The 12,925-nt window shown below is 68.8% G+C and carries 12 protein-coding genes; 10 read left to right on the top strand and 2 right to left on the bottom strand.

Annotation, left to right across the window (positions count from 1 at the left end):
- Positions 1–151 precede the first annotated feature (151 nt).
- From B5F73_RS08775 to B5F73_RS08765, 3 genes are all read left to right on the top strand, one after another.
- Positions 152–1,897 (top strand): ABC transporter ATP-binding protein, encoded by a 1,746-nt coding sequence (locus tag B5F73_RS08775; protein ID WP_087227868.1) that lies wholly within the window; start codon positions 152–154, stop codon positions 1,895–1,897.
- A gap of 419 nt (positions 1,898–2,316) precedes the next feature.
- Positions 2,317–3,114, top strand: coding sequence for a hypothetical protein (locus B5F73_RS08770; RefSeq protein ID WP_087227867.1), 798 nt, complete (start codon positions 2,317–2,319; stop codon positions 3,112–3,114).
- Positions 3,115–3,221: 107 nt separating this feature from the next.
- Positions 3,222–4,808, top strand: a complete 1,587-nt coding sequence (locus B5F73_RS08765; protein WP_158094791.1) for a DUF6273 domain-containing protein — start codon at positions 3,222–3,224, stop codon at positions 4,806–4,808.
- A 10-nt stretch (positions 4,809–4,818) separates the two neighbouring features.
- Here B5F73_RS08765 and B5F73_RS08760 read toward each other — a convergent pair whose 3' ends face one another.
- Positions 4,819–5,700: a PfkB family carbohydrate kinase gene (locus B5F73_RS08760; RefSeq protein ID WP_087227865.1), complete on the bottom strand. Its 882-nt coding sequence runs from the start codon at positions 5,698–5,700 to the stop codon at positions 4,819–4,821.
- Positions 5,701–5,994: 294 nt separating this feature from the next.
- Between B5F73_RS08760 and B5F73_RS08755 the strand changes: the two genes are divergently transcribed.
- From B5F73_RS08755 to purN, 7 genes are all read left to right on the top strand, one after another.
- Positions 5,995–6,273, top strand: a complete 279-nt coding sequence (locus tag B5F73_RS08755) for a BrnT family toxin (RefSeq protein ID WP_087227864.1) — start codon at positions 5,995–5,997, stop codon at positions 6,271–6,273.
- Positions 6,257–6,589: a CopG family antitoxin gene (locus B5F73_RS08750; protein WP_204206306.1), complete on the top strand. Its 333-nt coding sequence runs from the start codon at positions 6,257–6,259 to the stop codon at positions 6,587–6,589. The genes B5F73_RS08755 and B5F73_RS08750 overlap by 17 nt, the downstream gene beginning before the upstream one ends.
- 63 nt (positions 6,590–6,652) lie before the next feature.
- Complete coding sequence (purE, locus tag B5F73_RS08745) at positions 6,653–7,114, top strand: 5-(carboxyamino)imidazole ribonucleotide mutase (protein ID WP_087227863.1); 462 nt, start codon at positions 6,653–6,655, stop codon at positions 7,112–7,114.
- 21 nt (positions 7,115–7,135) lie between these two features.
- Complete coding sequence (locus B5F73_RS08740; protein ID WP_087227862.1) at positions 7,136–8,170, top strand: class B sortase; 1,035 nt, start codon at positions 7,136–7,138, stop codon at positions 8,168–8,170.
- A 46-nt stretch (positions 8,171–8,216) separates the two neighbouring features.
- Positions 8,217–9,686, top strand: a complete 1,470-nt coding sequence (gene purF / locus B5F73_RS08735; protein WP_087227861.1) for an amidophosphoribosyltransferase — start codon at positions 8,217–8,219, stop codon at positions 9,684–9,686.
- A 35-nt stretch (positions 9,687–9,721) separates the two neighbouring features.
- Positions 9,722–10,801: a phosphoribosylformylglycinamidine cyclo-ligase gene (purM, locus tag B5F73_RS08730; protein WP_087227860.1), complete on the top strand. Its 1,080-nt coding sequence runs from the start codon at positions 9,722–9,724 to the stop codon at positions 10,799–10,801.
- Positions 10,791–11,405: a phosphoribosylglycinamide formyltransferase gene (gene purN, locus B5F73_RS08725; protein ID WP_087227859.1), complete on the top strand. Its 615-nt coding sequence runs from the start codon at positions 10,791–10,793 to the stop codon at positions 11,403–11,405. The genes purM and purN overlap by 11 nt, the downstream gene beginning before the upstream one ends.
- Positions 11,406–11,486: 81 nt before the next feature.
- On the opposite strand, the gene rlmD is transcribed toward purN, so the two are convergent.
- Positions 11,487–12,653, bottom strand: a complete 1,167-nt coding sequence (rlmD, locus tag B5F73_RS08720) for a 23S rRNA (uracil(1939)-C(5))-methyltransferase RlmD (protein ID WP_087227858.1) — start codon at positions 12,651–12,653, stop codon at positions 11,487–11,489.
- Positions 12,654–12,925: the final 272 nt, after the last annotated feature.

Raw genomic sequence — 12,925 nt, 5'->3', positions numbered from 1 at the left:
TGGTGTTGGACAGAAAATCAAATATGCGATCGTGCACATACCCGTGAGAGGAGTGCACATACCCCGCGGACCGGGATCGGCCCGTGACCCGCGCCATCGCGCGTGTTACCCTAGTGCGCCGGAACCAGACCCCAGACGACGGAGCCGCCCCATGCTCAAGCGCTTCCTCACCTACTACAAGGGCCAGCTGCACCTCTTTGTCATAGACATCGTCGCCGCCGTCACGGTGGCCGCCGTGGACCTGGCGTTCCCGCAGATCCTGCGCGGCCTGGCGGGCGGCCTGTTCACCGAGGGCCCGGACGCCATCCTGGGCGTGCTGGCCTACATCGCCGTCGGCCTCGTGGCCATGTACGCGCTGCGCTTTGTCTGCCGCTACTTTGTCATCTACTGGGGCCACGTCATGGGCGCGCGCATGGAGAGCCGCATGCGCGAGGACCTCTTTGACGCCTATGTGCGCCAGAGCTTTGCGTTCTTTGACCGCAACCGCTCCGGCGACCTCATGAGCCGCCTGGTCTCCGACCTCTTTGACATCTCCGAGGCAGCCCACCACGGCCCCGAGTTCCTGCTCATAGGTGTCGTGGAGATTGCAGGCAGCTTCGTGATACTCTCCACGATCAACGCGCCGCTCACGGCCGTCCTCGCGCTCATCGCGTGCCTGCTCGTTGCCTACAACGTGTGGGCCAACGTGCGCATGCGCGCCGTCTACACCGAGAACCGCGTGCGCATCTCCGGCGTCAACTCCCGTCTGGAGGACGCGCTCGGCGGCATGCGTGTGGTCAAGGGCTTTGCCGCGGAGGACGCGGAGGGCGAGAAGTTCCGCGCGAGCAACGACGCTTACCTCGACTCCAAGACCCGGATGTATCGCGCCATGGGCCGCTACCAGGCCGCCATTGCCGTCATGATGGGCGCGCTGAACACCGTTGTGGTGGTTCTTGGCGGCTGGCTGATAGCGCGCGGTCAGATGGAGGCGGCCGACCTCGCCACCTACGCCCTCTACATCTCGCTCTTCACGGCGCCGATCACGCAGATCCTGGACTTCACCGAGACCTTCCAGAAGGCTATCGCGGGCTTCCGACGCTTCTGCGAGGTGCTGGACGAGCAGCCGGAGATCCTGGACCGTCCCGGCGCAAAGCCGCTGCGCGTGAGTGAGGGCGCCATCCGCTACGACGACGTCCACTTCACGTACCCCGACGCCCGTGACGCCCAGGGCGAGAAGGACGACGAGGTCATCAACGGCCTCACGTTGGACATCCGCCCCGGAGAGACCATCGCGCTCGTGGGCCCGTCCGGCGGCGGCAAGTCCACCACGTGCGCCCTGCTGCCCCGCTTCTACGACGTGGACTCCGGCTCCGTCACGATCGACGGCCAGGACGTGCGCGACGTCACGCAGCGGAGCCTGCGCGAGGCCATCGGCCTGGTGCAGCAGGACGTCTACCTCTTCGACGGCACGATTGCCGAGAACATCGCCTACGGCTGCCCCGACGCCACCGCGGCCGAGATCCGCCTCGCCGCGCGCCGTGCCAACATCGCCGACTTTGTGGAGAGCCTGCCCGACGGCTACGAGACGCAGGTCGGCGAGCGCGGCAGCCACCTCTCCGGCGGCCAGAAGCAGCGCATCGCGATCGCGCGCGTGTTCCTGAAGAACCCGCCGATCCTGATCTTTGACGAGGCCACGAGCGCGCTGGACAACGAGTCCGAGCAGGCGGTCCAGGAGTCGCTCGAGGAGCTCTCGCGCGGGCGGACCACGCTCGTGATCGCGCACCGGCTGTCCACGATCCGCGGCGCCGACGAGATCGCGACCATCGAGGCCGGCCGCGTGGTCGAGCGCGGGACCCACGAGGAGCTTCTCGCCCGTGGCGGCACGTACGCGCGCTACTTCGAGATGCAGTTCGCGTAGGGCGCGCGGCCGTCCCGGAACCGCCGCTCTTGTCCGCCGCGCGTCTAGGAATCCGCGCCCTTGTCGTCAGCCCTTCTAAAGAACGCCGCCCTTGTCCGCGGACCGTCTAAGAATCGCCGCCCTTGTCCGCCCGCTGGTCGTCTGGGCCGGACAAGGGCGGCATTTTCTAGAGCCGCGCCGGACAAGGGGCGCTTTTCCTAGAGTCATCCCGGACAAAGGCGGCGTTTCCTAGACGCGTCCGTGACAAGCCCCGGATTCCTAGAGCGGCAGCCGACAAGGGCCGCGATTCCTGGATCGCGCCCCGCTCCCGCCCCGCTCCCGCCCCGCTTGTGGACGTTTCCCGCGACCTGCGCCGGGGCGCTTCTCGGCAGGTCGGCGCTGTATACTTGCGGAGCGAGGCATTGTCGGGAGGGGAGGGCATGTTCAACAGGCGCGACAACGTTCGCCCCCAGCGCGGCGCGCTCTCGGCCGACGAGGCAGAGAAGCTCTTCTCGACCGTCGACCACAGCGGCCACTCCGACGAGGAGCGCGCCCGTCGTCAGCGTGCGCACCGCCGCGAGAAGGGCGTCTCCGTCGACGTTGACCCGCTCTCCGGCGAGGACCCCTCCGGTTCCGACGTCAGCAAGGTCATCACGCGCACCGCGGTCATCTTTGTCCTGGCGTTCCTCGTCCTCGTCGTGGCCGGCCAGGTGGCCTTTGGCGTCGTCCGCCGCCTCAACACCGCCCACCTCGCCGACACCGCGAGCGTGCGCACCGTCGCAGACGCGCTCTCCGGCGGCGTCGAGTGGGGCGACGGCTTCACGCAGTTCCCCGCCGACTTCACGGTCCAGGAGGCCGACGAGAACACCGGCCGCATCGAGGTGAGCGTCATCGACACCAGCTCCTCGAGCGCGCTCGAGTGCTTCTCGACCTCCCAGGTCCAGGCCACGGCGCTGGCCGTCAACGCGCTGCTCAACCCCAACATCGACACGGTGGTCTACCACGTGAGCGTTCACGTGGGGGAGGACGGCCGCATGCAGCAGTCGACCCTCTTTGGGTTCCTCAAGCCCACCGGCGACGTGGCCTCGTTCATGACCTTCGTCTGGGAGAAGACGCAGTCCGCGACCGGCGTCAACTTCTCGTGTACGATCACAGGCATCGACGAGACGGTCCAGGGCGAGCTGCGCGACCAGGTCACTACTTCCTTCACCCCGGTTCAGGGCACCCGAACGCGCTAGTCGCGACCGCCTTGGCCCCGCTCGGGGGGGCGGCTTTGCGCCCGAGGCTCCCCATGTTGGCCGCGTCACGCTACCATGTTGACGAAACGACTGAAGGAGGGCCGTCCATGAGGTGCAAGAAGTGCGGAGAGGAGCTGCCGGAGCGCGCTCGCTTCTGCTACGTCTGCGGCGCGCCCGTGGAGGAGGTCCCCGCGTCCAAGCGCCTCGAGGAGCCGATCGACCCGCTGGCCGCCGGCGCCGTCCCGCTGGTGCCGCTGGCGCCCCCGCCGCGCGCCTACACGCTCGAGCCCCGCGCCCGCCGCGCCGCGGCGCGCGCCGACCTCCGCTCGCAGCTTCCCAGCATCAGGCCGCAGGAGCCCGTTGTCGAGCGCGTGGACGCCGACGCCCGGCCCAAGGTCCAGGAGGTCGTGGAGGCCGAGAAGGACGCGGCGACCCAGGTCGCGGAGGCGATCGATCTCGTGGAGGAGCCGGTCGAGCCCGCCGCCGAGGAGAGCGTCGCCCCCGACGCCGAGCGCGAGGACGCCCCGCAGGCGACCGAGGAGGTCGATGCGACGCAGGCCGCCGAGCCTGCCCCGACCCCGGACGCCACCGACGCCGAGGCCCCCGCCAGCACCGCCGCCCTCACCACCGAGAAGCTCAAGACCGCCGCCAAGAGCGCGGCGTCGACCACCTCCGATTTCATCGGCACCGCCGGGACCCACCTCGCCTCCGCCGGGCGCCAGCTCCGCGCGGGCGGGCGCACGGTCGCGGAGGGCTTCGAGGGGAGCCGCGTGCCCACCGTCGCCCTCGTGGGCGGCATCGCGGTGGTCGCGCTCATCGCCGTGTCGGTGCTCTTTGTGATGGGCACGAGCTGGATCGGCCCGTTCGCTCCCGCCGACGAGCAGGCGCCCGTCGTGCAGCCGCCCTCGGACGGCAGCATCCCGCCGCTCGAGGCCGACGACGAGGAGGAAGAGGCCGAGGAGGAGCAGACGGTCCCCGAGGGCGCCCCCGAGGTCCGCGGGGCCCTCGACGAGTACTCCTGGCAGGAGCTCTCCCAGATTTCCGCCCTCATCGCCGACGCGTCCTCCGACACCGAGGGCGTCAAGATCGCCGCCGAGTACAACCTCTGCGGCGCCGACGGCTCGCTCGACGCCACGCAGACCAAGGACCTCGAGCTCTCCGGCGGCACCACGGTGCCCGTCGCCGTGGCGGGCATCCGCAGCGACGAGCGCTCCGACGGCTCCGGCGTCGCGGGCCTCACGCTGGTGACGCGCGCCTCGCTGGGCAAGCAGGCGTACGGCCCCGACGGCCCCGTGTCCTGGGAGGACTCGCCGATCCGCTCCTGGCTCAACCAGACCGTGCCCGGCCAGCTGCCCGAGGGCCTGGCCGACCTGCTGGTCTCCGTGGACAAGACGTCCAACGCCCCCGGCGGCGGCCAGTGCCAGACCTCGGACCTCATGTGGCTTTTGTCCTACGCCGAGATCTGCGGCCCGGCGAGCTGGCTGTCGGTCGACGGCACCCAGTACCGCCTCTTCGCCGACCAGGGCGTCTCAACGTCTGCCAGCTCGCAGCTCGCGCTCGCCGACGACTACTGGTGGATGCGCACCGCCGGCTCAGACAGCCAGTACCAGATGACGGTCACCCCCGAGGGCGACCCCAACTACTCGCGCAACCCGGTCTACGAGTTCGACGTCATCGCCGGCTTCTGCCTCTAGACGAGAAGGGCTAGGCGAGAAGGGCGGTCACGTCCCCCAGCACGCTCTCAAAGCTCACGCCGCGCACCTCGTAGTCGGGCTGCTCGGGCGTGATCTGCATGGCGTGGCGCACGAGCTCGCTCGCAAAGCGCACGGCCGAGAGCAGGTCCTTGCCGGCGTAGACCGCCGCCACGAGGCCCGAGGCGAAGAGGTCGCCCGTGCCGTGCAGCATGTAGGGGAGCAGCTCGCCGGAGACCTCCTCCACCGTGCCGTCGCCGTCGGCCACGGCCACGTAGTTGCGGATGATCTTCTCGCCCGCGTGGACCACGCCCTTGAGGACCACCGACTTGGCGCCCATGCCCAGCAGCGCGTCGGTCATGTGGCGCACGTAGGCCTCGTCCACGTCCTGGCTCTCGTAAGGGATGCCGGTGATGATGGAGGCCTCGGTGAGGTTGGGCGTGAGAACGTCCGCGCCGTCAACCAGGCCCTTCATGGCCTCGCACATCTCGTCGGTGTAGGTGGGGTACTTGGAGCCGCCGTCGCCCATCACCGGGTCAACGAGGCGCAGCGCGCCCGGGTACTCGCGGTAGAGGCGCAGGATGGCGTCAACCTGCTCGGCGGAGCCTAGGAAGCCCGAGTAGATGCCGTCGAGCCCGATGCCCTCCTCGCGCCAGGCGTCGAGGTAGTCGGTGAGCATGGGCGTGGTGTCGTGCATGTAGAACTTGGGGAAGCGCGTGTGGGCCGAGAAGAGCGACGTGGGCACGGGGCACACGTCGATGCCGGCGGCCGAGAGCACGGGGATGGCGACCCCGAGCGAGCACTTGCCGTAGCCGCAAAGGTCGTGGACGGCCGCGACGCGCGGCAGGTAGCCGCCCTCGCGCTGGTAGAGGTACAGATTGCTGGCGTTGTTCATGGGATTCTCCTTTGTCCGCGGACTGATGGACCAGCGTACAAGGGCACAGCATAGCCCTTTTGGACGTTATGTGGGGGCTCGTAACGCGCCGTTTTTACGACAGGTTGCGTGGCGCGCGCCGCCGGGGTGCGCGACCTGCGCCGTGGCAGCCCGCGGTCACCCCGGGGCCAGCCCGGGGTCTGCCATCGAGCAACGAAGTGCAAGCGGCACCCGCTACGCTCTTCTCGGCAGGGCAAAACCACCCGTTTAGGTATTGAAACAATATCGATTCAATATCTATACTGAGGAGCAGCGATGGCAAAGATTCGCGAGTTCGAGTGGGATCCAGAGAAGAGCCGGACAAACGTCGAGAAGCACGGCATCAGCTTCTTTGAGGCGCGGGAGCTCTGGAGGGGGAGAACAGTCGAGAAGAGGGTTCGTGCCGGCAGCGACATCTCTCGCTATGCGGTCTACGGAATGATCGGCGGCAGGCACTGGACCGCGATCATCACCTATCGCAACGGCGCGACCCGCATCATCTCGGTCCGTCGATCCCGCAAGAAGGAGAGGATGGAATATGATTCGCTCGCGTGACGGCAAGAAAGTCATTACCGAAGAGGAGTTCGACGAGATGTTCGATAACGGCGAGGACATCGACGAGTTTCTCGACTACGACAGCGCGCGCCTGGTCGAACCCGATCCCGACGAGGTGTTCGTCGTCACCCTTACCAAGAAGATCAACCTCGACCTCCCGGTCGACATGCTCCGACAGATCGACGCCCAGGCGCGTCGTTGCGGCCAGCCTCGGCAGAGTCTGCTACGCACGTGGATCTGGGAGCGGCTGCGCGAGGAGCAGGAGCGCGACGTGCGCCTGGGTGTGGCGCCGGTTTCCGTGGAGGAGCGCAAGTAGGTGGTCCTTCTCGGCCGCTTTGTCCCTATACTAGGGGGCGTATGCAACGACAGAGGAGGCATCATGGCTGACCAGCCGCTCGTGGGAATCATCATGGGTTCCAAGTCCGACCTGCCCACCATGGAGGCGTGCACCAAGCAGCTCGAGGAGCTGGGCGTCCCGTACGAGCTGGTCATCGCCAGCGCGCACCGCAACCCCGACAAGGTCCACGAGTGGGCCGGCTCCGCGGCCGACCGCGGCCTCAAGGTGATCATCGCCGCCGCCGGCAAGGCCGCCCACCTGGGCGGCGTCGTGGCCGCGTTCACGCCGCTGCCCATCATCGGCGTGCCCATGAAGACCTCCGACCTCGGCGGCATGGACTCGCTGCTCTCCATGGTGCAGATGCCCTCCGGCGTGCCGGTGGCGTGCGTCGCCATCAACGGCGCCAAGAACGCGGCCATCTACGCCACGCAGATCCTGGGCGCCACCATGCCCGAGTACCGCGACAAGGTCGTGGAGTTCAAGCGCCAGATGGCCGAGGCGTAGGCGGCCCGGCGAGGAGGGGCGATGGCTTCGCACTTCAGGCAACCGGAGGACGGCCCGAAGCGGCGCCGCGTGGGCGGCAACCCGCGCACGCACCTCACCACCCGCAGGGGCGGCGACGAGTCCTACCACGCGCCGGAGGGCAACCCCCACGCCGCGGACACCCCGCACAGCTCGGCGGCCCACTACATCCCCGTCGTGTCCGGCGAGCCGGTCGACCGTCGGCGCAGGCGGTCCCACTTTGCCGAGACCGACCCGTACGACCTCTCCGGCCGCAGGAGCGGCGACCCCAAAAAGCGCGCGGGGCGGATCGTCTCGGTCGTCCTGTTCGTGGTGGGCTTTGCGCTCATCGCCACGGCCGTGGGGTTGTGGATCTTCAACCAGTGGCGCTACTACGAGCAGGACTCCATCAACGAGGAGCTGGCCACCTACGCCGACGTCTCCGATAATGGCACCACGCCCCCGCAGGTTGACTGGGAGGGTCTGAAGGCCGTCAACGACGAGGTCGTGGGCTGGGTGCAGATTCCCGGCACCGTGGTGAACTTCCCCGTCTACCAGGCGTCCGACAACGAGAAGTACCTCTCCCTCGGGGGAGACGGACGCTCCTCGCTCGGCGGCGCCATCTTCATGGACTGCGAGAACACCGCGCCGGGCATGGTGGACGGGCAGAGCCTGATCTACGGTCACCACCTGCGCAACGGCTCCATGTTCAAAGTCGTCTCGGACATGGTCGACCAGGGGATGTTCGACAGCGTGTCCACGGTCTGGTACGTGACGGAGGAGGCGACCTACGAGCTCACGCCGCTGCTGATCTACCAGACCGACGCGAGCGACGAGAACGCGCGTCGATTCGTGTTTGAGTCGGACGACGAGCTGCGTGCCTACCTGAGCGACCTTCTCGGCCGCGCCGTGGCGGAGAGTCCCGAGGCCGAGGCGCTCATCGCCCAGACGAGCCATGTCCTGACGCTGTGCACCTGCAACTACGACTACGGCGACGATGGGCGCACGCTGCTCGTGTGCGTCCCCAAGATCGAGGCGGCCTCCGAGGGGGCCGAGTGACGCTTCGCGGCTGCGCCGTCGGCGCCAGCGCGCAGAGAGGAACCGGATGAGCGAGAGTCTCCACGAGGAGTGCGGCGTCTTTGGCGTGTGGGCGCCCGGGCGCGACGTGGCGCGCCTCACGTACTTTGCGCTGCGGGCGCTGCAGCACCGCGGGCAGGAGTCGGCCGGCATCGCGGTGGGCAACGGGAGCACCGTGCTCGTGCGCAAGGACCTCGGCCTGGTCACGCAGGTCTTCACTGACGCGGACCTCTCCGCCATGCCGGGCAAGGTGGCCTGCGGGCACTGCCGCTACGGGACGGCGGGCGCCAAGGGCTGGGAGTCCGCGCAGCCGCACCTCTCGGTCGTCGACGACGTGGTCATCGCGCTGGCGCACAACGGCACGCTCGTGAACTTCGAGGCGCTGCGCCGCGAGCTCATCGAGATGGGCATCCCGTTCCGCTCTAACACCGACTCCGAGGTCGCGGCCAAGCTCATCGGGTACTTCACCCAGCGCGCGGGCCGGCTTCGTTCTGGGATCGCGCACACGATGCGCATGCTCGAGGGCGGCTACGCGATGGTGCTCGTGCGCGAGAACGCGCTCTACGCGTTCCGCGACCCGCACGGCATCCGGCCGCTCGTGCTCGGGCGGCTCGGCGACGACGGCTGGGTCGTGGCGAGCGAGACCTGCGCGCTCGACATTGCCGGTGCCACGTTCGTCCGCGAGGTCGAGCCCGGGGAGATCGTGCGCGTCTCCGACGACGGCATCCGCTCCGAGCGCGGGTGCGTGCCGGGGGCGCGTGCCAACTGCATCTTTGAGCACGTGTACTTCTCGCGCCCCGACTCGATGGTGCGGGGGTCGAGCTTCTACCTGATGCGCCACAACATGGGGCGTCGCCTCGCCCGGGAGACGCCCGTCGAGGCCGACCTCGTGATCTCCGTGCCGGACTCCGGCACGCCGGCCGCCGAGGGCTTTGCCCAGGAGCTGGGGATTCCCTTTGGGACCGGCCTCATCAAGAACCGCTACGTGGCGCGCACCTTCATCCAGCCCACGCAGGAGCTGCGGCAGATGGGCGTGCGCCTCAAGCTCAACGCGCTGCCCGACGTGGTGCGCGGCAAGCGTCTCGTGATGGTGGATGACTCGATCGTCCGTGGCACCACGAGCCGCCAGATCGTGCGCCTGCTCAAGGCGGCCGGCGCGACCGAGGTCCACGTGCGCTCGGCGTCGCCGATGGTCACGTGGCCGTGCTTCTATGGAATCGACACCGGCAGCCAGGACCAGCTCATCGCCGCGCACATGTCGCTCGACGAGATTCGCGCCCACATCGAGGCGGACTCGGTGGGGTTCCTCTCGGTCGAGGGGCTTCTCGCCTGCGTGCCGGAGGACGGCTACTGCACGGCGTGCTTCACCGGCGACTATCCCGTGGAGATCCCGCGCTCCTGGTGGGAGGAGCGGTTCCTGCCGGGGCGCGAGCCCAACAACCTGGAGCGGGCGTCGGACGCCTCGCGCACGCCGCTCGCCCAGGTTCCCGTAGAATGACGGGGAAGGAAGCCCGTCTGTCAGGAAGGACCATGATGGCCGAGAACACCAAGCACGTGAGCTACGCCGACGCCGGCGTCGACACCGCCGAGGGCGCCCGCGCCGTGGACGCGATCAAGGCGGCCGTGGCGACCACCAACCGACCCGAGGTCATCGGCGGTCTGGGCGGCTTTGGGTCGTGCTTCTCTGCCGCAGCGCTGAAGGACATGGAGGACCCGATCCTGGTCTCCGGCACCGACGGCGTGGGCACCAAGCTGGCCATCGCGCAGCTGCTCGACCGTCACGAGACGGTGGGCGAGGACCTGGTGGCCATGTGCGTGGACGACATCGTCCCGATGGGCGCCGAGCCGCTGTTCTTCCTGGACTACGTTGCCATTGGCAAGCTGCGTGCCGAGCACGTGGCCAAGATCGTGGGCGGCATCGCCGAGGGCTGCCGCAAGTCCGGCTGCGCGCTCGTGGGCGGCGAGATGGCCGAGCACCCCGGCGTCATGGCCGCCGACGATTACGACCTCGCCGGCTTTGTGGTGGGCGTCGTGGACCGTCCCAAGCTGCTGGGGCCGGAGCTCGTCCGCGAGGGCGACGTCATCCTCGGCCTGCCCAGCTCGGGCATCCACTCCAACGGCTACTCGCTTGTGCGCAAGGTCGCGATCGAGGGGCGCAGCGTGGAGGAGCTGGAGACGCCGCTTGCTGAGCTGGGCGGCGAGTCGCTCGCCGACGCCGTGATGCGCCCGACCAAGATCTACGCGGGCCAGCTGCTGGCCGCGCTGCGCGCCGGCGCGCCCGTCCACGCGATGGCGCACATCACCGGCGGCGGCATCACCGAGAACCTTGACCGCGCGATGCCCGACGGCCTTGACGCGCTGGTCTATCGCGGCGGCGAGGACGGTCCCGCGTGGGACGTGCCACCCGTGATCTCCTACATGATTCGTGAGGCGGGCCTCACGACCGAGGAGGCGTACCGCACGTTCAACATGGGCGTGGGCATGAGCGTAATCTGCGCGCCCGAGGACGCGGAGCGCGTGCGCGAGCTCCTCGCCGAGCAGGGGCTCGAGAGCTTCGTGATGGGCGAGGTCGTGCCCGGCACCGGAAAGGTGGTCTACGACGATGAGCGTTAGGCTGGGCGTCCTCATCTCCGGCAGCGGGACCAACCTGCAGGCCATCATCGACCGCATCCAGGACGGCACGCTCGACGCGTCGATCGAGCTCGTGGTGAGCTCGCGGCCGAGCGCCTTCGGCCTCAAGCGCGCCGAGGCCGCCGGGCTGCAGACGCTCACGCTCTCCAAGGAGATCTACGCCGACCCGGAGAAGGCGGACGAGATCATCGCGGCCGAGCTCACGCGCCGTGGCGTGGACTACGTCATCATGGCCGGCTACATGCGCAAGGTGCACGACCCGATCCTGGCGGCATTCCCCAACCGCGTGGTCAACCTGCACCCGGCGCTGCTGCCGAGCTTTCCCGGCGCCCACGCCATCGACGACGCGTACGCGCGCGGCGTGAAGGTCACGGGCGTGACGGTGCACTTCGCGAACGCCGACTACGACGCCGGCCCGATCATCGCGCAGCGCGCGCTCGCGGTCGAGGAGGGCTGGACGGTCGATGAACTCGAGGAGCACATCCACGAGATCGAGCACGAGCTGTATCCCGAGGTAGTGGGGATGCTCGCCGCCGGGCGCGTCCACGTGCGCGAGGACCTGACGGTGGCGATCGACCCGGCCTAGCGGCCGACCCAGGTATTCGACAGGAGGGACCCGCCCGTGAGGGCGGGTCCCTCCTGCGTTCTCGGTCGGGTCGCGGGCCGCTCAGCGGCGCTCGAGCGTGACGACGGACTCCACGTGCTTGGTGTGGGGGAACATGTCGACGGGGGCGACGCGGGTCAGGCGGTAGCCGCGCTCGCGGAGGACCTCGAGGTCGCGCGTCTGGGTGACGACGTTGCAGCTCACGTAGACGATGCGCCACGGACTGAGCGCGGCGGCGCCGGCGAGGAACTCGGGCGTGCTGCCCGCGCGCGGCGGATCCATGATGACGGTGTCGAAGCGCTGGTCGCGACCCTCGCGCTCCATCCAGGACGTGGCGTCGGCGGCCACGAAGCGGCAGCGGTCGGCGACGTCGTTCGCGTCGGCGTTGCGGCGGGCGCAGGCCACAGCGGACGATACCTGCTCCACACCGGTGACCTGCAGCTCGTTCGAGCGCACGGCGGCGCAGATGCCGATGGTGCCGGTACCGCAGTAGGCGTCGAGGACATGGCCCGAGAGGCCGGCACCATCGAGCGCGAGCTCGTAGAGCACCTCGGTCTGAGCGGGGTTCGTCTGATAGAAGCTGGTCGGGCCGATCTCGAAGCGGCAGCCGAGCAGCTCGTCGTGCATGACGCCGGGACCGAGGAGCGTGCGGCTCCGACGCCCGAGGATCGCGTTGGTGCGCCGGTCGTTGAAGTTGAGAACGATGCTCGTGACCTCGGGGCATGCGGAGCACAGCTCGTCGACCACGCGACGCTCGTCGCGGAGCTCCGGCACGCGGGAGACCAGCGTGAGCAGGACGTCGTCGGTCTTCCACCCGCAGCGGACCACGGCATGGCGGAGCACGCCGGTCCCGCGGTCCTCGTCATAGGGCGGGATGTGCAGCCGCTCGGCGACGCGCGCGACAGAGTTCAGGATGGCGCGGGCGCGCGGGTCTTCAACCAGGCACTCGTCGCAGGATACGATGCGGTGCGTGCCCGCGGCGTAGAAGCCGCAGCGCACGTGGCCGCCGCGCGCATGTGCGAACGGGGTCGCGGCCTTGTGCCGGTAGCGCACGGGCTCGTCCATGCCGCGAATCTCCTCGACGCTCGCGCCGTCGGCGGAGGCCATGTCCCCGAGCAACTCGACGACCTGCTCCTGCTTGCGGCGCAGCTGTATGGGATAGGGCACCGCGAGCCACTCGCAGCCGCCGCAGTCCCGGGCGATCGGGCAGGTGTAGGTCTTGTATCCCATAGGGCCTCCTTCGCAGCAAGCATACCCGACCGAGGCGGCGCGCGCCCCTTCCAACAGGCTCCGGGTCATTCGCGGGACCCTCCGCCCGTTGAAAGCGTCGCGCGCCGCGGCCTCCGGGGCCGATTTGCGCCTCCGGATCATCGAGTCTGTACTTTTTCGGCGTACCTTGAAGTACAGACTCGATTTTGGTGACAGAAACCGCTGGTAGGAGAACTGCTCATCGAGTCTGTACTACGCGATAGCGCCAAAAACTACAGACTCGATGAATCGAG

The organism is Olsenella sp. An270 (assembly GCF_002159735.1).
GTDB lineage: Bacteria > Actinomycetota > Coriobacteriia > Coriobacteriales > Atopobiaceae > Thermophilibacter.
This window is presented reverse-complemented; position numbering and strand designations above follow the sequence as displayed.

What these genes read in the sequence shown, in the direction of transcription:
- B5F73_RS08775 (WP_087227868.1), top strand. Translation starts at nt 152, where the DNA reads ATGCTCAAGCGCTTCCTCACCTACTACAAGGGCCAGCTGCACCTCTTT.
- B5F73_RS08770 (WP_087227867.1), top strand. Translation starts at nt 2,317, where the DNA reads ATGTTCAACAGGCGCGACAACGTTCGCCCCCAGCGCGGCGCGCTCTCG.
- B5F73_RS08765 (WP_158094791.1), top strand. Translation starts at nt 3,222, where the DNA reads ATGAGGTGCAAGAAGTGCGGAGAGGAGCTGCCGGAGCGCGCTCGCTTC.
- B5F73_RS08760 (WP_087227865.1), bottom strand. Translation starts at nt 5,700, where the DNA reads ATGAACAACGCCAGCAATCTGTACCTCTACCAGCGCGAGGGCGGCTAC.
- B5F73_RS08755 (WP_087227864.1), top strand. Translation starts at nt 5,995, where the DNA reads ATGGCAAAGATTCGCGAGTTCGAGTGGGATCCAGAGAAGAGCCGGACA.
- B5F73_RS08750 (WP_204206306.1), top strand. Translation starts at nt 6,257, where the DNA reads ATGATTCGCTCGCGTGACGGCAAGAAAGTCATTACCGAAGAGGAGTTC.
- purE (WP_087227863.1), top strand. Translation starts at nt 6,653, where the DNA reads ATGGCTGACCAGCCGCTCGTGGGAATCATCATGGGTTCCAAGTCCGAC.
- B5F73_RS08740 (WP_087227862.1), top strand. Translation starts at nt 7,136, where the DNA reads ATGGCTTCGCACTTCAGGCAACCGGAGGACGGCCCGAAGCGGCGCCGC.
- purF (WP_087227861.1), top strand. Translation starts at nt 8,217, where the DNA reads ATGAGCGAGAGTCTCCACGAGGAGTGCGGCGTCTTTGGCGTGTGGGCG.
- purM (WP_087227860.1), top strand. Translation starts at nt 9,722, where the DNA reads ATGGCCGAGAACACCAAGCACGTGAGCTACGCCGACGCCGGCGTCGAC.
- purN (WP_087227859.1), top strand. Translation starts at nt 10,791, where the DNA reads ATGAGCGTTAGGCTGGGCGTCCTCATCTCCGGCAGCGGGACCAACCTG.
- rlmD (WP_087227858.1), bottom strand. Translation starts at nt 12,653, where the DNA reads ATGGGATACAAGACCTACACCTGCCCGATCGCCCGGGACTGCGGCGGC.